Here is a 23,648-nt window from a genome sequence, read left to right on the forward strand (position 1 = left end):
TCGTCTCCCTAAAGTTATCCCATAACGAAACGGTAACGATTCAAGGTGTGCGTTACCGAGGGACTGGAGGAGACGATGACAATCAACAATAAGTTATCTACAACCGCGGCGGTGGCCGCAGCTATAGTCTTTCCTATTAGCGGGGGATTAGGTATTGCCTTTGCGGTAAATGCGGTTCCAGCAGAGACCATTGCCCAAGCAGCAACCGGGGATCCGTTAATCCTGCACTTAAAGTCCGCATTCGAGCTAGCAACCGCAATAGCGCGGCGATAACGTGAAGACCCCGTCCAAGCACCGCCGCTGCTGCTAAAGTACCAGGCATGTTGGTTGATGCCGTCCGCCTGAAATCCATGCCGCGGGATTATCGCCGCAGCCTGCCAGTCTTCGATTACCTGGCAGATTTAAGGCGTTTTTCCTTTACCCGCCCGGTGACGATTTTCGTCGGTGATAACGGTATAGGAAAATCCAGCCTATTGGCCGCCATGGCAACCGATCTTGGGTGCTCTCCCAAGGGTGGCCGAATGGGGGATCCGGAAGCAATCGTGCCGTTAAGCCCGGTGGCCTGCGAGCGCACGGGGCTTATTCAGCGGGCCTATTTCCTGCGCGCAGAAACCCACGAATACCTCCTGACGCGCGAGCAATCCCCGGAGGAATCCGGCGGGCGTTCCACCCTGCCTACCCAGGTGGATGTGCAGGCCCGCTCGCACGGCGAATCCGTCTTCGATGTGCTCTATGAGCGCGTCGATGGCGCGGGAGTATATATCTTGGACGAGCCAGAATCGGGCTTATCCGTAGTCCGGCAATTGGCGCTGATCGCTGAAATCGCCCAAGCCGTTGACCGCGGCGCGCAGGTATTTATCGCTACGCATTCACCGATATTACTGGGCTGCCCCAATGCCGATATCGTGGAATTAAATGATACCGGCTTCCAGCGCATTTCCTTTGATGAGGCCGAAGCTGTGGCTGCCACCAGGGAGTTCCTCGGGGATCCAGAAGGAACTATCAAATTTATCTTGGACCCAGAGGCAGAGGAGACTGGCGCGACGGAGATAGCAACAGATGAGGCCGAAAGGCCTCAATAAAGCCGCTAGGTAACTTCCACGATCCGCACCGAAGGCCCCGCATAGCCACCGCGCCGGCGCAGGATGTGGGTGATGACGACGCCGGCCATGCCGCACAGCCATACGGCTAGAACGGCGAGGGCCGCGGAAGTGAAATCGGGCATGGAGTACTTGGGGGCATCGGCAGAGTGGTCCAAGACCATGCCGAATAATTGCGCACCCAACATGCCGGAGGTAAACCCGCCCATATTGCCTAAGCCGGTTGCGGTAGCGACGACAGAGCGGTCCATGTTCTCGCGGATGATGTCGAAGCCATAATTCGCCGTCGGCGTGCACAGCGCCAAGATAAAGGAGACCGCAGTGATGGCTGCCAAACCCCCGCCGGTGCCAAAGGCGAAAAATAGCACCCAGGTCAGCACGTGCAGGCTGACGAACCCGAGTGCGACCCACGGGCGGATATTCTGCGCACGGGAGGAAATCCGGCCGTGCAAGGGTCCGACCAGAACCAAAAATACCGCCAAGAGGGTGAGCACTAGGCTGGCCTTGCCCTTGGATAGTTCCATGCCTTGGGTCATCATGGGCATGCCCCACAGCATGACAAAGACAATCAGCGGCAACATCCCGCTGTAGTGAATAAAGTATGCCTGCCAGGCAATGGGCGAGGTAAAGACCGCCTTCAAGCGCGCGCCGATGCTGCTGCCCTGGGAATTGGGTGGTTCCTTCTCCAGCGGAATAACCCCGAGCTTTTCTGGGGAGTCAGCGACCGCGACTGCGGCGGCAATGGCGACGAGGATGCCTACTGCACCCAGGGTCACGAACGCCGCGGTCCATCCCGCCGTTCCGAGCAACCAGAGGAAGGGGACTGCGGAAATGAATTGGCCCATCTGGCCAATGGAGGAGGTCACCTGGGTAAACATCGGCGTGCGGTGTAGTGGGAACCAGTAGGGCAGGATGCGCATTACCGACAGGAAGCCCGTGGCATCGCCGGCGCCGATGAGCACGCGCGCGAAGATGGCTACCCCGTAATTGCTGGTAAAGCCGAGCATGACCTGGCCTACGCCCATAATGACCGCGCCCACCACGAGCAGGATGCGGGGGCCAAATTTATCGATCAGCATGCCGGTGGGGATTTGCGCGATGGCATAGACACCCAATTGCACGGAGGTAAATACTGCGATGCGCCCAGCATCGACGTCGAAGCGCTCGATGGCATCGAGGCCGGCTACGCCGAAGGAAGACCGCCCGGTAATGGCTACGAGGTAGACCGCCATGGCCGCCACCCAAATCATTAACGCCTGGGTTGTGATAACTTCTCTCGGATTTGGCTGCGACATGGCTGATACCTTACGCGTTAACTACTAGGATTCATCTTGTGAAGTATATTTCGACCCGTGATACCACCGGCCAGCCCGCATCCTTTACGGATATCCTTTTAGGAGGGCTCGCGCCCGATGGTGGCCTATACCTGCCTGAAACCTACCCGCAACTGGACTCTGCCACGCTGGATGCGTGGCGTGAAGTGGCTAAAACCAACGGCTATGCCGCCCTTGCGGCCGAGGTCATCAAGCTGTTTATCGATGATATTCCAGCGGAAGATCTGGATAAAATCGCCGCCCGAGCATATACCAGCCCGAAGTTTGCCTCCCCTGAGATCGTCCCGGTCACCGAGCTTGGCGATGACCTCTTTATCGGTCACCTATCCGAGGGTCCCACCGCTGCATTTAAAGACATGGCCATGCAGCTTTTGGGCGAGCTTTTTGAATACGTGCTCGCCCGCCGCGGGGAGACGCTGAATATTTTGGGCGCTACCTCTGGCGATACCGGTTCTTCCGCCGAGTACGCCATGCGCGGGCGCGATGGCATCCGCGTTTTCATGTTGACTCCAGCCGGGCGCATGACCGCCTTCCAACAGGCGCAAATGTTTGGCTTGGATGATCCGAATATCTTCAATATCGCCCTCGACGGTGTCTTTGATGATTGCCAGGACGTGGTAAAAGCCGTCTCCAGTGATGCGGAGTTTAAGGCCAACTACCGCATCGGTGCGGTCAACTCCATTAACTGGGCGCGCCTGCTGGCCCAGGTGGTTTACTATATTTCCTGTTGGATCAAGGTCACCGATAATAACGAGCAAAAGGTATCCTTTAGCGTTCCTACCGGTAACTTCGGCGATATTTGCGCCGGGCATATCGCGCGCAGCATGGGCCTTCCCATCGATCGCCTCATCGTGGCGACGAATGAGAATGACGTTTTGGATGAGTTCTTCCGCACCGGCAACTACCGCCCGCGCCCAGCTGCGGAAACCATGGCCACCTCATCGCCGTCTATGGATATTTCCCGCGCCTCCAATTTCGAGCGCTTTGCCTTCGATCTTTTAGGCCGCGATGCTGCCCGCGTTGCGGATCTCTTTGGCACTAAGGTCAAAGAAGGCGGGTTTAACCTTGAAGAAGACCTCATTACGGCCGCGCGTGAAGACTACGGTTTCTTGTCCGGTTCCTCCACCCATGATGACCGCCTTGCCACCATCAAGGACGTGAACGAACGCTATGGTTACCTGGCGGATCCGCACACGGCCGATGGCATCAAGGTCGCGCGTGCGGCCCAAAAAGAGGGCGTGACGACGCCCATCGTCTGCTTAGAGACGGCACTGCCGGTAAAATTCAGCGAAACCATCACCGAGGCCATCGGGAGCGCACCGCAGCCACCCGAGCGTTTTGCTGACATCCTGAGCGCGGAGCGCCACGTGGCGGATCTGCCCAACGATGCTGCAGCGGTCAAGGACTTTATTACCTCGAGCATCAAGAACACGGAGGTGTAGCCACCACATGGCATTAGAAAACTTCGCTGGACCGGAGCACTATACCGAATTCGATCCGGAAAAATTCATCCGCGATTTAAAAGCACAAGCAGAGGCGGATAAGGAAGAACAGGACAAGGACTCTGCAGGTGACGCGGGTACGGATAGCCAGTAGCCTGCTGGCAGCAGCAGGGCTGTTCGCGGTGGCATCGTGTAGCACCGATGCTGCCCAGCAGCCGGATGAAGTGGTTGCGCAATCCACAGACACACCACCGCCGGCACCGCCGAATGAATTTTATGAGCCCGCGGTGGTGCCGGTACCTCCAGGCGCCGCGCTGAATTTAACCACGAGTGACCCGCAGCCGGGCGAGTACTTTAACTTCCAGTCCTGCACCGCGGCGTGGTCTTTCGCGCTTGCCGATGGCCGCACCATCGCCGTGACAGCCTCCCATTGCGGCAAACCTGGCGATAAGGTCTGGGCCGGAACCCAAGAGGGTGACTTTGCCTACCCAGCCGATCCAGTAGGCGAGGTAATTTACTCGGATTTCTTTGCCAAGGAGACCAATCACTTAGACGTTGCCTTTATCGAGCTGTACCGCGATGCGCAGTACTTCACCCCAGGCGAGGTAGCCACCACCGTGGCGACGCAGCTAGACAAATTGCCGGATGCGGTGTGCAAGCTAGGCAGTTCCACCATTGTGACCTGTGGGAACCTGAAAAACTCGGTGGATTCCACACAGCTGAACTATCAAGGCCTAGAACACGATTCCAACGCCGCCTTGGCGGAGATGTGCAGCGCCGTCGGGGATTCCGGCGGGCCTGTCTACGGCGATGTGGATGGCCGGCAGACCATCGTGGGACTGGTCTCTGGAATTACCGAGCCCTTGGACGAGGGGCATAGCTGTGAAGACACGCAACAAAACATCGACGTGGCCTTTACCACCGCACCGGATATCCAGGAACTGGCGCTGAAGGTCCTCGGCCCCGTGGCATAAGACCAGCCAAGATTGGCTACGCTAGGTGGTATGCCAACGCCTGATTATATTGTGAAGCTGCGCGAATCCATCGGACACGATCAGATCTTCGTCCCGGCGTGCAGCGCCATCATTCTCCGCGATGTCCCCACCGGTGCGGCCCTATGGGAGGTGCCGTCCGTACTGCTAGTCAAGCGCGCCGATAATGCCGTGTGGACCCCGGTTGAAGGTATCTGTGAGCCGGGCGAGGAGATTACGACCACCGCCTTGCGCGAGGTCAAGGAAGAGGTAGGCCTCGATGCCAAGGTGGAAGCGCTCCTCGGCGTTGGCCAATCCGGCCCAGTGACCTATCCCAATGGCGATGAATGCATGTTCATGGGAACTGCGCTGCGCCTGTCTGTTGCCGACGGTGCTGAGCCCGTCATCAGCGATGAAGAAAATACTGAAGCGCAGTGGTTCTCGGTGGCCCACCTTCCGGATAGCTTGTCGCGCCGCCATCGCCTGATGATCGCGGATGCCGTGGCGCATCTCAAGCACCCGCAAGGCTTTTCTCCCCGCATGGGCTGGATGAAGCGCAGCGAGCAGCCCGGGCTCTAGCGCGTCTCCTGCGTGTCAATAAGCAGGTGTCGTAGCTCCTCGGCGCTGCTCGCTACAACCAACTCTTGGGCGATACACTCCTGAGCCTCCGCCGCGTCTTTATCGGATCCGCAGCATATGACCGTGGCATCGATCGTCATCAGCAGCTTGCCGCGGCGCGCCAGCTCAAAAAATAGCTCGCTATCTTCTAGACCCCATTCCCAGGCGGTGCCATAGAAATCCTGGGCGGCATCGCCAAGCCAGGAGGTTTCAAGCGTTAGGCCTGCTCGGTACAAGAAGACCCCGTCGCGCCGCAAGCCGGCGAGCACCTCCCGCACTCCAGCAAGGTCCGCAGCATCCCAGGCGATGAAGGTAATAGGCGAAGAGCTCATGGCCCGATGATAGACGAGGGAAGACATCCCTTAGTGAGACAGTTCTTTGCGCGTGCGGCCTTCCCAGAGCCAGCCTAAGAACCGCGCTGAGCACAGGCACCAGTGCGCAATAAGGAGCAAGGGAATGCTCAGCGCGACAACGTCAAGCCACTCCGAGCCATTGACCAATGCCGTTTGATGCCCGCCCATGCTCACGGTGCCAGGCGGGAAGGTGCACGCCCACCACGCAGGGGAATAGGAGACCCAGCGGGCTGCTTGCGGATAAAAGGTCACCATCGCATAAAGCGATAGCGGGATGGCAATAGCTAGGGCAATAAGCCCGTAGTACACGGAGACACTGCCGGGGTAGAGGATCTGCATTGCGGTGGTAGATTGCCCAACCACGCCCAGTGGCACCCAGGCGGTGGCGGATTTTCCACCACTAAAATCCACCTTGCCGTGCCAGGCTGCCCAGTAGACGTAGGCAAATACCGGGACTGCCGTCAGCAAAGACATAGCGAAGAGCACGGTGCCCATGATGTGGTAGGTCTGCCCGTAATCAAGGGCAAGCCACCCAGCCACCGATGCCGAAATCATCGGCCCAACCAAAGGGAGACCCCAGGTAAAGCGCGGCTCTCCATCGAAGCGAGTGAGCTGAATTCCCCACGTGATGACGGTGACGGGACCACCCACCCAAAAGCCGACGAGGCGGAATATTCCAATGCCCGTCAAACCGGATAATGCCGCCCCAAGCGCGAGGACGCCGATGAAAAACATAGACCACTCCGCCATGGTGGTCCGCTCAAACCGAGGACTGCGGTAGCGGGTGTAACCGGCGGTCAAAACAACGAAGATAGCGCACGCAAGTGCAGCAAATACACCAGCGGCAACAAACATGTCTTCTTCAACCAACATGCGCGAGACAATGGAAGTACCCATAAGGCTGCCGGCCCAAGCCGGACCAGGCGGGGGAAGGTGGCGGAATTTATCAGTCACTACCCAGATTCTAGTTTCATCCAGAGCTTCTTACTTAGACTGCGCCACTTTTTGCCTAGTAAAAACCCTCATGTGTGCGCTGGGGAGCGGCCACTGTCAAAGTGGGCGGCGGGTATGACGAAACTCTCGGGCACGCTTACCTGTGCCGATGCAAGCAAAAAGAAAGCAGCCACCTAAGCATTGTTTAGGTGGCTGCCTTGTAGGAGAAACTAGCTGAGAACTAGCGACGCCTTAGCAGTCGAAGTAGAGCTCGAACTCCTGCGGGGTGGGACGCAGGCGCGCGGGGTTGATCTCGTTTTCGTACTTGTAGTTGATGTAGGTCTCGAGGAGATCCTCGGTGAAGACATCGCCCTCGGTCAGGAAGTCCATGTCTTCCTTCAGCGCCTCCAAGGAAGCCTCCAGGGAGGTCGGTGCCTGCGGGATGGATTCAGCCTCTGCCGGCGGCAGCTCATAGAGGTCCTTATCCACCGGGGCGTGCGGCTCGATGCGGTTCTTCACACCATCCACACCGGCCATCATCATGGCAGCAAAGGCCAGGTATGGGTTGCTGGATGGGTCCGGTGCGCGGAACTCGATGCGCTTAGCCTTTGGGTTGGAACCGGTAATTGGAATGCGGATCGCAGCCGAACGGTTGCGCTGGGAGTACACCAGGTTGATCGGCGCCTCAAAGCCCGGAACCAGGCGGTGGTAGGAGTTCAGCGTTGGGTTGGTAAAGGCGAGCACGGCGCCTGCGTGGTGCAGGATGCCGCCGATGAAGTAGCGGGCGATATCGGAAAGCCCTGCGTAACCAGCCTCATCGTGGAAAAGGGGCTCGCCGTCCTTCCACAGGGACATGTGGGCGTGCATGCCGGAACCATTATCGCCAGCCAGTGGCTTTGGCATGAAGGTCGCGGCCTTGCCCCACTCCTGGGCGGTGCGCTTGACCACGTATTTGAAGGTCTGGATGTCATCGCCGGCGTGCAGCAGGGAGTTGAAGCGGTAGTTGATCTCGTTTTGGGCCGCGCCCACCTCGTGGTGGAAGCGCTCGATCTGGAAGCCGACCTCTTGCAGGTTGGCCACGATGTCATCGCGGACCTCGCTGTGCTTATCGTACGGCGGGGTAGGGAAGTAGCCGCCCTTCACGCGGGTCTTGTAACCGGTATTGGGAGTGCCGTCCAAGTTGGTCTCGTTATCGCGGTTCCACCAGCCTTCATCGGAGTCCACCTCAAAGAAGCCGTGCTGCATATCGGTGCCATAGCGCACGGAATCGAAGAGGTAGAACTCGGCCTCGGCGCCAAAGTTACAGGTATCGGCGATGCCGGTGGACTGCAAGTATTCCTCGGCCTTGCGGGCAATATTGCGCGAGTCACGGGTAAAAGGCTCAAAGGTAAAGGGATCGTGGACGAAGAACTTGATATTCAGGGTCTTCGCCGAACGGAAGGGATCGATATGCGCTGTGGCCGGATCCGGCAGCAGCGTCATATCGGATTCTTCGATGGTGGTAAAACCACGAATGGAAGAACCATCAAAGGCCAAACCATTTTCTGCTTCTTCTTCAGTAAATTCGCTGGCAGGGATGGAAAAGTGGTGCTCGGTGCCGGGGACGTCCGTAAAGCGGACATCCACGAACTTTACGTCCTCATCCTGAATAAATTGGACGATGTCCTGCACTGTCTCGAAAGACAAGATTGCCTCCTGTTTGTTGGCCGATGAATTATCTGCCTATAGCCTACTAGTTTTATCCATCCGGCATGGCCATTGGCCTCGTTTCACTTCTGGGAGAGGGGCAACTAAATTGGTGAGTATGGCAGACAAGCGCACGTGGCTCGATGGGCCCAATATTCCGGGCGAATATGACGATGCAGGAACCCCCGGCCGGTGGCCCGGTGAACACTTGGGCTTGCCGGAATCCGGACCTGGGTCCATGGCGTCGGTCGGCCGCCGCGCAGGCGCCGTAGCCATTGACTGGATCATCTGCATGCTGCTGGCCAATCTCATCCTCATGTTCACCACGCAGCTCGGCGGCGTATCCTTCTTGGGCTACGCCCTCTGGGCATTAATGGGCATCGTATGTGGCTGGCTATTTGCACGCACCCCGGGCATGCTCATCCTCGGCATGGGCGTGGCCCGCCTGGATGTGCCGGGCGCGCAGGTGGGTTTCTGGCGCGCGGCAGTGCGCACGCTGCTTACCGGTGTAATCTTCCCCGCCGCCATGGTGGACGCGGACGGCCGCGGCATGCACGACCGAGCAACCGGCACCATCGTCATTAACTCTTAGCGGCGCGCGGGGATAAGTCCCGCGCACCGTAAAACTACGACGGTCCCTGCAACCTTTCCCAATCGGGTGGTTGCAGGGACCGTTTGTGCTTTAGAGCAAGGCGAGAGCCGAAAGCCTAGCCGGGGCGAGTGGCTAAAGCAGTATTTAGCCCTTTCCCTTGCGCTGTTGCGCGCGGCGCATGCGGCGGTTCATGCCCGACATGTTCTGTGCCTGCTGCGGCATTGGGCCCTTGGGCATACCCGGCATCGTTCCCGGCATGGAGTCCATGGCCTCAATGCGGCGGATATTGTCGTAGGTGGCGTTCTTATTGTAGTTGCGCGGCAGCTTCATGAGGTGGTTGCGCAGCTTGGAAACCGGCACCTCGTCCTCGCCGTTGCCGACGTAGACCTCATAGACCGGCACGCCACCGGCAATCTTGTCCACGCGCTTTTTCAGCTGGTTCAGGGTGGGGCGAAGGCGGTTCTTATTGCCTTCGCACACGAAGATGACGCCCGCATTGCCGATGACCCTGTGAATAAGATCCTGCTGGCGGGTGGCGGCGATGCCGGACTTTACGGACCACACGATGCCGACGGTATTGCGCAGCTGCTGCTCCAAGGCCCAACCGGCGGCGCCGGGCTGGTCTTCGACGCGCTTGTACATATCGCGTTCTAGGCGGCGGGTAAACAGGAACATCGCCAAAAGCGCGCCCAATCCCAAGCCGATAATCAGCATGAACCACTGGCCATTAAAGAGCGTGCCAATGAGGAAGAACAATAGGCCGACGCCGAGGAAGGCGGCCAGCATGATAGGAATGAGCGCCTTATCCTGCTTGCGCTGCAAATTGAATGCCTGCCACAACTGTGACCAGGTTTGCTTACGCTTTTGGCGCTTGGCCGCGCGTTCTTGCTTCTTGGCAGCTTTCAGGGCTGCTTTGTCATCTTTCGCCATGGTTCCTACTTTAAAGGTCAGGTGACAAAAATGTTAAACGGCCCCGCAGATGGCGAGGGCCGAGTAAGAAAACTCCGAGGGTTTAGCGCACGGTTGCCGCGACCGAATTAGCATTGGCCGGAGTTTTGGCCATGCGGGTGGTCACCGGGGTTTCTTCCGAAGGACCGTACTTATCCAGCAAAGTGGATGCCTCCTGGGCGGTAGCACCCTGGGAGGTCTCCTTCAGGTGCTTGAGATTCTCCGGCAATTCCAGGCCGCGCTTTTCCATGGCCTGCACGTACAGGCGGCCGGCGCGGTAGGAGGAGCGAACCAGCGGGCCGGACATGACGCCGCCGAAGCCCAGCTCCTTGGCCAGCTTGGAGTGGGCCACGAATTCCTCCGGGCGCACCCAGCGCTCGATGGGGTGGAAGCGCGGGCCGGGGCGCAGGTACTGGGTGATGGTGATGATGTCACAGCCAGCCTCGCGCAGGTCGCGCAATGCTTCTTCGACCTCGTCCTCGGTCTCGCCCATGCCCAAAATCAGGTTGGACTTGGTAATAAGGCCGTAGTCGTGGGCTTGGCGGATGACATCGAGGGAGCGCTCGTAGCGGAAGGCCGGGCGGATGCGTTTGAAGATGCGCGGCACGGTCTCCAGGTTGTGAGCGAATACCTCCGGTTGTGCCTCGAAGACCTCTTCGAGCAGATCCGGCTTGCCAGAGAAATCCGGGGTGAGGTTCTCTACGCCGGTGTGTGGGTTGAGCTCGTGGATCTTACGCACGATTTCCGCATACAGCCACGCGCCCTCATCTGGGAGGTCATCGCGGGTCACACCGGTAATGGTGGTGTAGTTGAGGTCCATTTCCTGGATGTTTTCGGCCACGCGGCGCGGTTCGTCGCGGTCAAGCGGCTCCGGCTTGCCGGTAGCGATATCGCAGAAGTCGCAACGACGGGTGCACTTATCGCCGCCGATGAGGAAGGTTGCCTCGCGGGATTCCCAGCATTCGTGGATATTCGGACAACCGGCTTCTTGACAGACGGTGTGCAGGGAGGCGCCGGCCACGCGGGACTTCATGTCCTCATAGCCCGGTCCGGTGCGAACCTGGTTGCGGATCCACCGCGGCTTTTGTTCGATGGGCGACTCCGCATTTTTCTTCTCAATGCGGAGCATCTTGCGTCCTTCAGGCTTTACAGTCACAAATACTCACTTTATCGATCAAAGATGGTGATGGCTAATAGCTCTTCTTGGTACAAGGCGCGCGGGCGCGCAACTATTCCACGCTAGCCCCAAACTAGGGCCACGGAGCTTAAGCCCGCGCTTGCCGACGCCGCTCCCGCGCCTTCTCATTCGCAAGCTTCGTGGGATCAGGCGCGGAACCGAAACTGTGATCGGCGACGATGAGGCGGCCCGAGAGGGCATCATCAAGTGCCCGCAAAAGCGGCTGCGAGGCTTCTTCCATTGTGACCTCGCGTCCCAGTTCCAGCGAAAGCGTCGTGATATCTGCATCATCGATGCCACAGGCCACGATGTGCTCGTAATACTCCAGCGTATTGCTGCAGTTGAGCGCCAGGCCGTGCATGGTAACCCCGCGGGTAATGCGGATTCCCAGCGCCGCAATCTTGCGATCGCGCTGCGAGGCGGAAGGATCTTTAGCCTGGGTGGTAGAAGGCACCCACACCCCAGAGCGGCCGTCGATGCGGCCTGCGGTAGTCACGCCCATCTCGCGCACTGCCTGGATGGTGGCCTCCTCGAGGCGGCGGACATAATCGACGACATCGACAGGCTCCGCCAGCTTGATGATGGGATAGAGCACCAACTGCCCCTCGCCATGCCAGGTAATGCGCCCGCCGCGGTCCACGGTGATAACCGGCAGATCATTATCCGGCATATCCTCAGGCTGCGTGCGCTTGCCCGCGGTGTAGATATTGGGGTGTTCGACCACTAAGACCACATCGTCCTGCGCGTCCTGCGCGCGCGCCGCTGCCACCTCCGCCTGATAATCCCATGCCTCTTGATAATCCATGCGGCCCAAGTGGCGAATTTCAAGGGGGTTATCCGAGGCGCGAATGGAGCGTTCAGCGGGAAAGAAAGGATCGCGTGGTGCAGTCATAATCTCTAGTGTCGTCTTCTTTGGTAGGAAAAAGCAAAGCGGGAGAATGCCTTGGCATCCTCCCGCCTTATTTTATGTTCGAGGGCGTCGAACTAACCGCCTTTTAGTCGAGGCCGTTAGCGGAGGCGTATTCCTCTGCCTCCATGAGCTCGCCTGCTTCATCCACCTCGACCTCGAAGAGCCAGCCTTCACCGAAGGGGTCGTTGTTGATGACGGCGTAGTCATCGTGCACGGCATCGTTGACGGCCTTCACGGTGCCGGTGACTGGGGAGAACAGGTCCGATACGGACTTGGTGGATTCGACCTCGCCACAGGAATCGCCGGCGGTGACGGTATCGCCTACCTCAGGCAGTTCGGCGAAGACGACCTCGCCTAGGCGGTCTGCGGCAACGGAGGTGATGCCGATGCGAACGGTCTTGCCTTCTACGGCGTCCTTCGCGGCGTTAACCCATTCGTGGTCTTCGGAGTAGGAAAAGTCTTGGGGCAGGTTAGACATGGTGTGTAGTCCTTTCGGGCTGAGATTTTAGGGTGTGCGGGTGGCTTACTTGTCGCGCTTGTAGAACGGCAACGCGGTTACCTCAAAAGGATAACGCTTGCCGCGGATTTCTACCTCCACCGCGGTGCCCGGTTCGAGCTCCGCGCTGGTATCAAGCAGCGCAATGGCCACTGGGTGGCCAAGAGTGGGGGAGGGCTGACCCGAGGTGACGGTGCCGACCTTGGTGTCATTGAGATAAACCTCGGCGCCGGCACGCGCGGCGCGGCGCTGATCCGAGGTGAGCCCGGAGATAACGACCTGTGGGCCTTCCTCGGCGCGCTTGCGGATGACGTCTGCGCCCACGAAGTCAGCTTCTTTCTTGGCAAAGGCGCGCGACATGCCCGCCTCTACCGGGGTGATATCGCGGGAGAGCTCGTTGCCGTAGAGCGGCATGCCGGCCTCCAAGCGCAGGGAATCGCGCGCGGCCAGGCCGCACGGCTTGATATCGTATTCCGCGCCCGCCTTGAGCAATTCTTCCCACAGCTGCGGGGCATCGGAGTTGTAGACGATGAGCTCGAAGCCATCCTCACCGGTATAACCGGTGCGCGCGATGATGGCGAAGGTGCGTGCCACCTTGCCCATCGTGGCGGCGTAGTAGCCCAGCTCATAGACGGCTTCTTGCTTATTGTCCTCTACCAGCGGGACGAGGATCTCGGCGGCCTTGGGGCCCTGCACGGCGAACATGGCAACGTCGCGGGACTCGTTCTTGAGCTCTACGTCGAAGCCCTCGGAGCGCTTATTGAGTTCGTCCCAGACGGTATCGGCATTGCCGGCGTTGGGCACGACGAGGAACTTGTCATCCTCGAAGCGATAGGAAATCAGGTCATCGATGATGCCGCCGTCTTCAGCGGTGATCATGGAGTACTTGGCCTTGCCCACCTTCAGCGAATCTAGGTTAGAGATGAAGGAGTAGGACAAGAACTTGCCGGCGTCGGGTCCATTGACCCAGATTTCACCCATATGGGAGAGATCAAACAGGCCTGCGCTGTTGCGAACGGCGCGGTGTTCTTCCAGCTCGCTGTTGTACTTCAGCGGCATATTCCACGGCCCAAAGGCCGTGAAGGTAGCGCCGAGTTCCTCGTGCTTGGCATTGAGCGGGGAGGTTAGAAGTTCGGTCATTGTTACTCCTCGGAATCGTCGATCTCGAATGCTTCTGGCGGCGGGCAGCTGCACACCAGGTTGCGGTCGCCGTAAGCCTCATCGAGGCGGCGAACCGGTGGGAAATACTTGTAGCTATGCAATAGGGATTTGACCGGCCACGCGGCCTTGTCACGGCCGAAGGAGTACTCCCAGTTATCGGTAGCTACCGACTCAGCCGTAAACGGTGCGTGGTGGATAACGGAGTTCTCGTAGGCCACCTCACCGTCGATGATCTCCTGGATTTCGGCACGGATGGTGCGCATGGCTTCGATGAAGCGATCCAGCTCGCCCTTGTCCTCAGACTCGGTGGGCTCAATCATCAAGGTACCGGCCACGGGGAAGGCCAGGGTGGGGGCGTGGAAGCCGAAGTCAATGAGGCGCTTGGCCACATCGGCGGCGGTGACCCCGGAGGCATCGGTAAGCTCGCGCAAATCGATGATGCACTCGTGCGCTACCAAGCCCTCGTTGCCGGTGTAGAGGACAGGGAAGTACTCGTTGAGTGAGGCCGCCAGGTAGTTAGCGCCCAACACTGCGCGGCCGGATGCGGCGGCGAGGCCCTCGGCACCGGTCATGGCCAGGTAGGCCCACGAAATAGGCAGGACACCGGCGGAGCCGTACTTGCTGCCGGTAATGGGAACGCCCTGGCCAACAGGGGTTTCCGCGGTGGCATCAAGCTCAGGGGATGCAGCATCACTGGGCAAGAACGGAATGAGGTGTTCTGCCACCGCCACCGGGCCGATGCCCGGGCCGCCGCCACCGTGCGGAATCGTGAAGGTCTTGTGCAGGTTGAGGTGGGAGACATCGCCGCCGAAATCGCCCGGACGAGCCCAACCGGTCAGCGCGTTCATATTGGCGCCATCGATGTAGACTTGGCCGCCGACCGCGTGCACCTTATCGCAAACATCGCGCACCTCGGGGTCGAAGACGCCGTGGGTGGAGGGGTAGGTGACCATGATGCCGGCGATGTGGTTGCCGTGCTTTTCGATCTTTTCTTCCAGGTCCGCGACGTCAATTGAGCCGTCCTCGGCGGTCTTGACCACGGCGACGCGCAGGTTTGCCAGAGTGGCAGAGGCCGCGTTGGTGCCGTGTGCGGAGGCCGGGATGAGCACAACATCGCGCTCATTATCGCCATTGGCCACGTGGTAGCGGCGAATGGCCAGCAAGCCCGCCAACTCACCCTGGGAGCCGGCATTGGGCTGGATGGAGACCTTGGCATAGCCGGTAAGCTCGGCGAGCCAGCCTTCGATCTCTTCCACCAACGCGCGCCAACCCGTGGTGGTCTCTTCCGGGGCATATGGGTGGATACCGGCGAATTCTGGCCAGGAGATGGGTTCCATGGCCGCGGTGGGGTTGAGCTTCATGGTGCACGAGCCCAGCGGAATCATGGAGCGGTCCAGTGCCAAGTCCTTGTCCGCGAGCTTGCGCAAGTAGCGCAGCATCTGGGTCTCAGAATGGATGGAGTGGAAAATCTCGTGCTCCAGCGGTTCCTCGGCGCGCTGCAGGTTCTCCGGCAGCTCAAAATTGGCCTCAGCCGGGGTAGCACCGAAGGCTTCTGCCAAGTGTGCGACATCGCGCTGCGTGGCGGATTCGCCGAAGGATACGGATACCTTGTCGGTGCCAATTGCGCGCACCAAGTAGCCTGCATCCTGCAGGTCAGCCTTGATCTTCTGCGCGTCAACGCCGTTGACGGTGACGGTATCGAAGAAGTCCTGCGATGTAATTTCCAGGCCGGCATCCACGATGGACTGGGCGAAGGAGGAGGCCAAGTCGTGCACGCGCTCGGCGATGTCCTTCAGCCCCTTCGGTCCGTGGTAGACGGCGTACATCGAGGCTACATTGGCCAAAAGTGCCTGGGCAGTACAAATATTGGAGGTCGCGCGCTCACGGCGGATGTGCTGCTCGCGGGTCTGCAGCGCCAAGCGGTAGGCCGGGCGGCCATCTGCATCCTTGGAGACGCCGACGATGCGGCCCGGCATCTGGCGCTTGAGTTTATCCGTTACCGCCATGTAGGCAGCGTGGGGGCCGCCGAAGAAGAGGGGTACACCAAAGCGCTGAGACGAGCCCAAAACGATATCGGCACCCAAGTTTCCGGGGCCTTCAAGAAGCAGCAGGGACAGCGGGTCAGTGACCACGGAGGCCAGCGCGCCGCGGGTGTGCAGCTCTTCAATCACGGCAGAAGGATCGAAAATCTCTCCTTCGGTGCCGGTGTAGGCGATGACTGCACCGATGAGGTCTTCGCCCACCAAGCCCTCGCGCACGTCCACGATCTCTACCTCGAGGTCAATGGCGCGGGCGCGCTCAGCGGCAACGGTGAGCACCTGCGGGTGCAGGCGGGAGTCCAGTACGACGCGGCGGCCCTTCTTTACTGCGCGGGACATCAATCCGACCGCCTCGGCGGTAGCGGAAGCCTCATCCAACAGGGAAGCATTCGCGATGGGCAGCCCTGTCAGGGATTCGATCATGGTCTGGAAGTTGAGCAAGGCCTCCAAGCGGCCCTGGGAAATCTCAGGCTGGTAGGGGGTATACGCGGTATACCAGCCGGCATCCTCAAGCAGGCCGCGGCGGATGACGGCGGGGGTCAGGGTGTCCGAATATCCCTGGCCATAGAAGGGTTTAAGCACAGTGTTTTGATCGGCGAACTCCCGCAAAGCGGCCTGTGCCCCGTCTTCAGAGAGTGCTTCTGGCAAGTGGGGAAGTTCCGTAGCGCGGATCTTGGGTGGAATGGCGGCATCGACAAGCGCCTGCACGCTGTCGTAGCCCACAGTGCCGAGCATGGTGGCCTGCTCGGCAGAATCCGGCCCTAGGTGGCGGGAGATGAAATCCATCTGTGAGGTCTCCTTCATCGGGTGCAATGGTCTTAACCGCCCCTAAGTATATGTTTAATAACCGGTAAAAACAGCGCCCTTGAAAAACTTTTATGCAGCAACTCACCGAGGGAAATGTGTCGTAGCCCGCTTACCTCCTAATTAGTGAAATATATCCTGCAGCGCCGGGATAAAATTCGTCTGATATTTTTGCCGGAAGTTTACGCGCTACACCCCCGCGCGGTACCCCAGGCATGACAAAACCTCCCGTCCCTTCGCGCGGAAGGAACGGGAGGTATGCCAGTTAGCTAACTGCTTTAGATATCGAGGTCAGCCTCAAAGTCTGCAGTCTCCAGGCGGTCCTTGATGGTGGTGATGAAGCGGCCTGCGTCCGCACCATCGATGACCTGGTGGTCATAGGTGAAGGGCAGGAAGCACATCTGGCGGATGGCGATAGCATCCTGGCCATTCTCGTTGACCACGACAGCGCGCTTCTGGATAGCCGCGGTACCCAGGATTCCGGCCTGTGGCGGAACCAGGATCGGGGTATCGAGCAGTGCGCCCTCGGAACCGATATTGGTCACGGTGAAGGTGGCACCGGTCAGGTCATTCGGCTTCAGCTTGTTATTGCGGGCCTTATCAGCCAGCTCCGCAATCTGCTGCGCGATTTCCGGTAAGGACAGGTTCTGTGCCTTGTGGATGACCGGGGTGAGCAGACCCTTCGGGGTGTCTACGGCGATGGCGACGTTGACATCCTCGTGGTAGGTCATCTCCTTGGTCTCTGGGTCATAGGAGGCGTTCACGTTCGGGTGGGAGACCAAAGCCTCCGTGGTGGCCTTCACGATGAACGGCAGGAAGGACAAGTTGGAGCCGTACTTATCAATGAACGCCTGCTTGTTCTTCTTGCGCATATCCCAGATAGGAGTCATATCGACTTCCTGCACGTGGGTAAGCTGTGCGGAAATCTGCAGCGCTTCCACCATCTTGGTAGCGGTGATTTCGCGGATGCGGTTGACCTTCTGGGTGGTGCCGATAAGCTCCTGCTTTTCCGGATCCACAGACTTGGTGGACCAGCGTGCGCGTGGGGAGTCAGCAGCCTTCTTATCGTCGCCTGCGGATGCCTTCGCATCGCCCTCACCAGCAGCGGAAAGGACGTCCTGCTTGCGGATGCGTCCGCCCACACCGGTGCCCTCAATGGAGTTGAGGTCCACGCCGTGCTTATCAGCCAACTTGCGCACCAACGGGGTGACGTATGGAACGTTATCGCCGTTGTTGACCTTGGTGGAGGTGTTCAGGGAAGAATCCTGCTTCGGTTCTTCCTTCTTCTCTTCCTTGGCTGGCTCGGACTCGTCTTCCTTCTTCTCGTCAGACTTGGATTCTTCCTTTTCTTCCTGCTTGTCCTCGGACGTGGATTCTTCCTTTTCTTCGGACTTGTCGTCGTCGGAGTCATCGGAGTCGTCGGAGGATGGTGCGGCGTTTTCGTCGCCGACGCGGGCGATGGCTTCGCCGACCTCGATGGTTTCGTCTTCTTCGGCGAGGATTTCTACCAGGGTGCCGGCAAAGGGGGAAGGAATTTCGGTGTCGACCTTGTCGGTGGAGACCTCGAGCAGTGGTTCGTCTACCTCGACGGTGTCGCCGACGGACTTGAGCCACTGGGTAATGGTGCCCTCGGTGACGGATTCGCCGAGTTCTGGCATCTCCACATCGGTGGCCTCGCCAGAAGCCTTGGAGCTAGAGCCAGACTTCTTCTCGTCCTTTTCTTCCTTCTGATCCTCGGACTTGGATTCTTCCTTGTCCTCAGACTTGTCGTCGTCGGAGTCGGAGTCATCGGAGTCGTCGGAGGATGGTGCGGCGTTTTCGTCGCCGACGCGGGCGATGGCTTCGCCGACCTCGATGGTTTCGTCTTCTTCGGCGAGGATTTCTACCAGGGTGCCGGCAACGGGGGAAGGGATTTCGGTGTCGACCTTGTCGGTGGAGACCTCGAGCAAAGGCTCGTCTACCTCGACGGTGTCGCCGACGGACTTGAGCCACTGGGTAATGGTGCCCTCGGTGACGGATTCGCCGAGTTCTGGCATTTCCACATCGGTGGCCTCGCCAGAAGCCTTGGAGCTAGAGCCAGACTTCTTCTCGTCCTTTTCTTCCTTCTTATCCTCGGACTTGGATTCTTCCTTGTCCTCAGACTTGTCGTCGTCGGAGTCGGAGTCGTCAGAATCATCAGAGGAGGAAGAGGAGTCAGCTTCGTCTTCATCACCGATGACGGCGATCACCTCGCCGACCTCGATGGTGTCGTCTTCTTCGGCCTTGATTTCAAGAATGGTGCCGGCAACGGGGGAAGGGATTTCGGTGTCGACCTTGTCGGTGGAGACCTCGAGCAAAGGCTCGTCCACCTCGACGGTGTCGCCGACGGACTTAAGCCACTGGGTAATGGTGCCTTCGGTTACGGACTCGCCCAGCTCGGGCATCTCAACGGAGTTCGCCATGAGTTTTAAGACTCCTCGAAAAGTTGGAAGTATTCTATCGCTACCGCACAATCTTACAGCGTGATGCCCGTCATCGTGCAGTAGTGGGGTTAGTAATACCCTCCATGCGGGTAAACTAGTGGGTTATGTTCAACCTCTTCCGCCGCAATAAGTCCCGATCGCCACTGCGACCGCCCCGCGGTCCGGGAGAAACTATTCGCCCAGAAGATGAACAAGAGCTCAAATTGTGGGCGGCTGATAAGGCGTTTGTCGAGGCATTTATCGAGCCTGAGACCGTGGTCAATGAAATGTCTGTGGTCGTCGTGGATGAAAAAGGTGAGTTTATCCGTCGGCGCATCGGCGGGCCGAAGGGGATTGACGCGGTAGGAAAACTATTGCAGTGCGACGTTTTTGATGTCGAAGAAACCGGGTACCCCCAACGCATGCGCGAGCGTATGGAACGCCAACGTATCTTGCGCAAGAGGGAAGAACAGCGCCTTCGCCGCGCCCGTTTTGAGCGCGGCGAGAACCCTGATTCGGGGCAAGACTTAAGTTAATAAGCCTAGACGATGGTGGCGCCGGCTTTTCTTAGCTTTGCCAAGGCGGCATCACCGCGGTCTGGATCAACAGGGGAGCAGTACTCGCTCAGGACACGGACGGAAAAGCCTTCCTTTAGGGCATCCGCCGCGGTTGCCTGCACGCAATGATCCGTGGCAATGCCGACGATGTCTACCGCATCGATAGCGTGTTCGCGCAGCCAATCCGCCAGCAATACGCCGTCCGCTTCACCCTCAAAGCCGGAGTACGCGGCGGTGTATTCACCCTTGCGGAAATATGCTTGCGCAGGCCCGATCGCCTCGTGCATCTGGGCGCCATAGGAATCGGCGACGCAGTGCACCGGCCAGGAATCGACAAAATCCGGGTTCTCCGCAAAGTGGGAACCCGGATCGATGTGCCAGTCCTGCGTGGCAACGACGGTGTCGTACTCGGTCTGCAAAGAAGAGATCTTCTCTGCAACCTCGTTGCCGCGATCGGTGCCAAGCGCGCCGCCTGGGCAAAAATCGTGTTGGACATCAACGATGATTAAAGCAGTGTTCATAACTCCGCTATTTTATGCCCAGGCGGCTACGTGAGGTATTACTTTGATTCAGCAATCTCGCGGAGGGCAGCGATGACGGTGCGGGTGGGAACGCCCGTACCCATCTTTGGCGTATAGCCATAAGCGCCGGTGGTATTGAAGGAAGGCCCGGCGACATCGATGTGTGCCCATTCGATGCCCTCGCCCACGAACTGCTTTAAGTAGGTGCCGGCGTATTCCATGCCGCCCTCGCGCTTGGCATTGATATTGCGGATATCGGCGCTGGCGGATTTCACGGATTCATCGTGTTCTTCCAATAGCGGCATGGCCCAGGCATTTTCACCGACCTCGCGGCCGATGCCCGCCATGCGGTCGCGGAAGTCTTCCGAACCCATGACGCCAGCGGTGCGCTCGCCTAGGGCGACCATCTGGGCGCCGGTCAGCGTGGCGGTTTCGATGAGGAAGTCGGGCTTATCCTCGCTGGCGCGCGCAATGGCATCGGCAAGCACGAGGCGGCCCTCTGCATCGGTATTGAGAACCTCAGAGGTAATGCCGCCGTAGTGGGTGATGACATCGCCTGGGCGGGTGGCGTTATCGCCCGGCATGTTTTCTGCCAGCGGCAGGGTAGCGGTGATCTTCACTGGCAGGTTGAGCTTGGCCGCAGCGATGATGGAGACGGCCATGGCGGCGGAACCGCCCATATCGGAAATCATGTCCCACATGCCAGACCCCGGCTTTAAGGAAATGCCGCCGGTATCGAAGGTGATGCCCTTGCCCACGAGCGCCACGTGCTTTTTCGCCTTCTTCGGGTTCCAGCTCAGGCGCACCAAACGCGGCGGGCGAGCAGAACCGCGGCCAACGGCGGTAATTCCGCCAAATCCCTGCTTCTGCAGTGCCTTCTCGTCCAAGATTTCTACATCGAGGCCAACTTCATCAGCCTGAGCGGAAAGGAAGTCTGCATAAGACTCTGGGTACAGCAGGTTCGACGGGGTGTTGACCAGATCGCGGGCAATCACCACGGACTCCGCGGTGATCTTCGCTGCCTCGAACTCCTCGCGCACGGACTTTTCTGCCACCACGGTAAAAGCGGCGGGCTGTTCAGAATCCTTACCGGACTTAGAGCGCAGCCCCTTGAACTTGTAGCCGCCCAAGATGAGGCCTTCTACCGTGGGCGCGATTCCAAAATCACCCAAGGACGTGGCTACCTCTTCCAGCTTGGAAATCGAGCGTGCGGCGCTGCCGGCGGCGCGGCGCAAGGTTTCCGCATCAAGGTCCTCGGCATCGCCTAGACCGACGGCGATGACGGAATCGACCTCCGCCTTCTTGGGGGCGGGGATGCGGGTGACTTCATTGGCCTTACCGGTTGCCCCCACGGCAATCAAAGACTCGTACGCTTCCCGCAGCTCGGCTGACTTGAGCAGCGAGGTCCCCGGAAGCTCAATGCCTTCCTCGCCCTTAAATGCGGCGATAAGTAGCGCCTGGGCGTTCTTCGGGGCCTTCTTTTCTAGCTTAAGTTCCGGAAATGCCCCACGTGCGGGTCCAGCGTGCTGAGACATAAAGTCCTCCTTTTTAATTGGTACTAATGAAACTTCTGCCCATAATACCGCGCTAAAGTGAACATATTCCTACCCAGCTATAGATAAAAGGAGTAGATTGTGGGCATGCTTGATTACACGATTACCCGTACGAATCAACCAACGGCGGCCGCGGATTTAGACAAAATCCTGGCCAATCCCGGCTTTGGCCAGTACTTTACGGACCACATGGTGACCATTGATTGGTCCACGGAGAAAGGCTGGCACGATGCGCAGGTCCGTCCCTATGGCCCGCTGACGATGGACCCAGCGAGCAACGTTTTTCACTACGGCCAGGCCGTTTTTGAGGGCATTAAGGCCTACCGGCAGCCCGATGATTCCATCGTTACCTTCCGCCCTGATCAAAACGCGCAACGCTTTATTAATTCGGCGCAGCGCTTGGCGATGCCCGAGCTACCCCAAGAAGAATTCATCGAGGCACTGCGCCAGCTGGTGGACATCGATAAGAGCTGGGTACCGGAAGCAGGCGGGGAAGCATCGCTCTACCTGCGCCCCTTTATGATTTCTACCGAGGTATCGCTAGGCGTTCACCCGGCTAATGCGTATCGATTCATCCTCTTGGCCTCGCCCGCCGGTGCGTATTTCAGCGGCGGCATTAAGCCGGTTTCGGTGTGGCTGTCTACTGACTATGTTCGCGCTGCGCCGGGCGGAACCGGTGCCGCGAAATTCGCCGGCAATTACGCCGGTTCCTTGTTGGCGCAGGCGCAGGCCGAAGAAAAGGGCTGCGACCAAGTGGTCTGGCTGGATGCCATCGAACGCCGGTACATCGAAGAGATGGGCGGGATGAACCTCATGTTCGTCTACGGCACCGGTAGCGACGCCGAGATCGTCACGCCAGCACTCTCTGGCTCCCTGCTACCCGGCATTACCCGCCAATCCTTGTTGCAGGTCGCCGAAGACATGGGTTATAGGGTCAGCGAGCGACGCATCACCGCCGAAGAATGGCAGCGCGATGTGGAATCAGGGAAGATGACCGAGGCCTTTGCCTGCGGCACCGCCGCCGTCATCACGCCGGTAGGGCGCGTCCTTGGTGAGGACACCGATTTCAGCGTCAACAATAACGAGGCAGGCGAGGTCTCCATGGCCTTGCGCGAGCGCCTGACCAGTATCCAGCGCGGCGCCGTGGAGGATGCCCACGGCTGGTTGCACACTCTGGTCTAGCGCGCCGCGGTGTAACGCGGCGCGAGGCGGACCTGCGGCGCGCAGTTAGGCCTCTGCCTGCGTCGCGTCCGCGGTGATTTCTACGCCCAGTAATAAAAGGGGTAGGGCAGCCAAAGCGCCGAGCGCCGGCACCGGTTCCATCTGCAGCTCGAGCAGGGGCTCCAGCCGCAGCTTTTTTAAGGCCAACCGGTGAGCCGGCTGCGGCGCGATATTGGTGGCAAGGATCCAGTCGTGGATCCGCGTGTCTGCAGCGGCGCATACGGCGGCGGTGGAGGTCAAGGGGGCATCGACAAGCAAGGGTGTGCGCCGCCGCGCCGCCTGGGAGATAAAGCCGACCAGCGCGGCCAATACGGGGGAGCCGCAGGCCTTGATGAGCTCCCGCCCAGTCAGGTCGCGCATCCGAAACATGGCATCGCGAATGGCCGCAACCTCGGCCTTCCAAGCCTCGACGCTTGGCTGCTTGCCGACGACCACCACCGGCTCCTCCTGCGCCATGACCCCCATGACGGCCGCGGCAGCCTGCGTGCTGTCGATGCCGCCAGGAATCAATAGATCCGCACCGCCATCAATCTCTGCATCCGCTGCCTGCACGCCTAGGTCATAGGCGGTGGAGCAATCCGTCACCGTGACGGATTTAATGCTGGCCCCGACCCGCCGAGCGGCGGTCTCCGTGGCCTGTGGGATCCCGTCACCGTCCTCGGCGAAGATGATGGCCCGCACCCGATGTGGCTCGGAAGCGGGGGAGCGATCCTGGCAGGCGGCTAGCCACTGTGCGGCACCGCTTAGCCGACCGTAGGGGTAAAGCTGCGGGGAATCAGCCATGAGCGTGC

General features: G+C 59.5%; 22 protein-coding genes. 8 read left to right on the forward strand and 14 right to left on the reverse strand.

The window, feature by feature from the left end; translation table 11 throughout:
- The first annotated feature begins 320 nt into the window (after positions 1 to 320).
- A complete protein-coding gene (locus QP891_RS08780) occupies positions 321 to 1,082 on the forward strand; it encodes an AAA family ATPase (RefSeq protein ID WP_284769467.1) in 762 nt (253 codons plus the stop codon).
- A 5-nt stretch (positions 1,083 to 1,087) separates the two neighbouring features.
- On the opposite strand, the gene QP891_RS08785 is transcribed toward QP891_RS08780, so the two are convergent.
- Positions 1,088 to 2,395, reverse strand: coding sequence for an MFS transporter (locus QP891_RS08785; RefSeq protein ID WP_284769468.1), 1,308 nt, complete (start codon positions 2,393 to 2,395; stop codon positions 1,088 to 1,090).
- A gap of 38 nt (positions 2,396 to 2,433) precedes the next feature.
- Between QP891_RS08785 and thrC the strand changes: the two genes are divergently transcribed.
- Genes thrC through QP891_RS08805 form a run of 4 tightly spaced genes read left to right on the forward strand, consistent with a single transcriptional unit; the run spans position 2,434 to position 5,426 of the window.
- The gene (gene thrC, locus QP891_RS08790; protein ID WP_284769469.1) at positions 2,434 to 3,876 is read left to right on the forward strand and encodes a threonine synthase; all 1,443 of its coding nucleotides are present in this window, start codon (positions 2,434 to 2,436) and stop codon (positions 3,874 to 3,876) included.
- 7 nt (positions 3,877 to 3,883) lie between these two features.
- Positions 3,884 to 4,030: a hypothetical protein gene (locus QP891_RS08795; RefSeq protein ID WP_005278279.1), complete on the forward strand. Its 147-nt coding sequence runs from the start codon at positions 3,884 to 3,886 to the stop codon at positions 4,028 to 4,030.
- Complete coding sequence (locus QP891_RS08800) at positions 4,005 to 4,850, forward strand: trypsin-like serine protease (RefSeq protein ID WP_284796351.1); 846 nt, start codon at positions 4,005 to 4,007, stop codon at positions 4,848 to 4,850. The genes QP891_RS08795 and QP891_RS08800 overlap by 26 nt, the downstream gene beginning before the upstream one ends.
- A 30-nt stretch (positions 4,851 to 4,880) precedes the next feature.
- On the forward strand, positions 4,881 to 5,426 hold the full coding sequence (locus QP891_RS08805) for an NUDIX hydrolase (protein WP_284769471.1): 546 nt from the start codon (positions 4,881 to 4,883) through the stop codon (positions 5,424 to 5,426).
- Here the strand turns inward: QP891_RS08805 and QP891_RS08810 are convergent.
- The 3 genes from QP891_RS08810 to glnA all read right to left on the reverse strand — a co-directional run bounded on the left by QP891_RS08810 (position 5,423) and on the right by glnA (position 8,437).
- Positions 5,423 to 5,797 carry a hypothetical protein gene (locus tag QP891_RS08810; RefSeq protein WP_284769472.1) on the reverse strand — a complete coding sequence of 125 codons (375 nt, stop codon included), beginning with the start codon at positions 5,795 to 5,797 and terminating at the stop codon, positions 5,423 to 5,425. The genes QP891_RS08805 and QP891_RS08810 overlap by 4 nt on opposite strands.
- A 30-nt stretch (positions 5,798 to 5,827) precedes the next feature.
- Positions 5,828 to 6,772 carry an SLAC1 family transporter gene (locus tag QP891_RS08815; protein WP_284769473.1) on the reverse strand — a complete coding sequence of 315 codons (945 nt, stop codon included), beginning with the start codon at positions 6,770 to 6,772 and terminating at the stop codon, positions 5,828 to 5,830.
- Between the two features lie 231 nt (positions 6,773 to 7,003).
- Positions 7,004 to 8,437 carry a type I glutamate--ammonia ligase gene (gene glnA / locus QP891_RS08820; RefSeq protein WP_284769474.1) on the reverse strand — a complete coding sequence of 478 codons (1,434 nt, stop codon included), beginning with the start codon at positions 8,435 to 8,437 and terminating at the stop codon, positions 7,004 to 7,006.
- Between the two features lie 118 nt (positions 8,438 to 8,555).
- On the opposite strand from glnA, the gene QP891_RS08825 reads away from it, so the two are divergent.
- Complete coding sequence (locus QP891_RS08825) at positions 8,556 to 9,029, forward strand: RDD family protein (RefSeq protein ID WP_284782403.1); 474 nt, start codon at positions 8,556 to 8,558, stop codon at positions 9,027 to 9,029.
- 144 nt (positions 9,030 to 9,173) lie between these two features.
- On the opposite strand, the gene QP891_RS08830 is transcribed toward QP891_RS08825, so the two are convergent.
- The 7 genes from QP891_RS08830 to sucB form a co-directional block, all read right to left on the reverse strand.
- Positions 9,174 to 9,959: a DUF4191 domain-containing protein gene (locus tag QP891_RS08830; protein ID WP_284769476.1), complete on the reverse strand. Its 786-nt coding sequence runs from the start codon at positions 9,957 to 9,959 to the stop codon at positions 9,174 to 9,176.
- 82 nt (positions 9,960 to 10,041) lie between these two features.
- Positions 10,042 to 11,106 (reverse strand): lipoyl synthase, encoded by a 1,065-nt coding sequence (lipA, locus tag QP891_RS08835; RefSeq protein ID WP_023023160.1) that lies wholly within the window; start codon positions 11,104 to 11,106, stop codon positions 10,042 to 10,044.
- Positions 11,107 to 11,242: 136 nt separating this feature from the next.
- Positions 11,243 to 12,046, reverse strand: coding sequence for a lipoyl(octanoyl) transferase LipB (gene lipB, locus QP891_RS08840; protein ID WP_284795963.1), 804 nt, complete (start codon positions 12,044 to 12,046; stop codon positions 11,243 to 11,245).
- 103 nt (positions 12,047 to 12,149) lie between these two features.
- Positions 12,150 to 12,542, reverse strand: coding sequence for a glycine cleavage system protein GcvH (gene gcvH, locus QP891_RS08845; RefSeq protein WP_284769478.1), 393 nt, complete (start codon positions 12,540 to 12,542; stop codon positions 12,150 to 12,152).
- 45 nt (positions 12,543 to 12,587) lie between these two features.
- On the reverse strand, positions 12,588 to 13,700 hold the full coding sequence (gene gcvT, locus QP891_RS08850; RefSeq protein ID WP_284817036.1) for a glycine cleavage system aminomethyltransferase GcvT: 1,113 nt from the start codon (positions 13,698 to 13,700) through the stop codon (positions 12,588 to 12,590).
- A gap of 2 nt (positions 13,701 to 13,702) precedes the next feature.
- Positions 13,703 to 16,546: an aminomethyl-transferring glycine dehydrogenase gene (gene gcvP, locus QP891_RS08855; protein WP_284795965.1), complete on the reverse strand. Its 2,844-nt coding sequence runs from the start codon at positions 16,544 to 16,546 to the stop codon at positions 13,703 to 13,705.
- 296 nt (positions 16,547 to 16,842) lie between these two features.
- Positions 16,843 to 19,005 carry a 2-oxoglutarate dehydrogenase, E2 component, dihydrolipoamide succinyltransferase gene (gene sucB, locus QP891_RS08860; RefSeq protein ID WP_284817038.1) on the reverse strand — a complete coding sequence of 721 codons (2,163 nt, stop codon included), beginning with the start codon at positions 19,003 to 19,005 and terminating at the stop codon, positions 16,843 to 16,845.
- A gap of 125 nt (positions 19,006 to 19,130) precedes the next feature.
- Between sucB and QP891_RS08865 the strand changes: the two genes are divergently transcribed.
- Positions 19,131 to 19,541, forward strand: coding sequence for an oxidoreductase (locus tag QP891_RS08865; protein ID WP_284769482.1), 411 nt, complete (start codon positions 19,131 to 19,133; stop codon positions 19,539 to 19,541).
- 5 nt (positions 19,542 to 19,546) lie between these two features.
- Here QP891_RS08865 and QP891_RS08870 read toward each other — a convergent pair whose 3' ends face one another.
- Together QP891_RS08870 and QP891_RS08875 are read right to left on the reverse strand one after the other, a co-directional pair.
- Entirely contained in the window at positions 19,547 to 20,083 is a 537-nt protein-coding gene (locus QP891_RS08870) for an isochorismatase family protein (protein WP_284769483.1), read from the reverse strand.
- Positions 20,084 to 20,121: 38 nt separating this feature from the next.
- On the reverse strand, positions 20,122 to 21,618 hold the full coding sequence (locus QP891_RS08875; RefSeq protein ID WP_284817040.1) for a leucyl aminopeptidase: 1,497 nt from the start codon (positions 21,616 to 21,618) through the stop codon (positions 20,122 to 20,124).
- 105 nt (positions 21,619 to 21,723) lie between these two features.
- Between QP891_RS08875 and QP891_RS08880 the strand changes: the two genes are divergently transcribed.
- On the forward strand, positions 21,724 to 22,818 hold the full coding sequence (locus QP891_RS08880; RefSeq protein WP_284769485.1) for a branched-chain amino acid aminotransferase: 1,095 nt from the start codon (positions 21,724 to 21,726) through the stop codon (positions 22,816 to 22,818).
- A gap of 45 nt (positions 22,819 to 22,863) precedes the next feature.
- Here the strand turns inward: QP891_RS08880 and QP891_RS08885 are convergent, their stop codons facing one another.
- The gene (locus tag QP891_RS08885; protein WP_284769486.1) at positions 22,864 to 23,640 is read right to left on the reverse strand and encodes a nicotinate-nucleotide--dimethylbenzimidazole phosphoribosyltransferase; all 777 of its coding nucleotides are present in this window, start codon (positions 23,638 to 23,640) and stop codon (positions 22,864 to 22,866) included.
- Between the last annotated feature and the right edge of the window lie 8 nt (positions 23,641 to 23,648).

Source organism: Corynebacterium sp. MSK310 (assembly GCF_030227355.1).
Classification (GTDB): Bacteria; Actinomycetota; Actinomycetes; order Mycobacteriales; family Mycobacteriaceae; genus Corynebacterium; species Corynebacterium rhinophilum.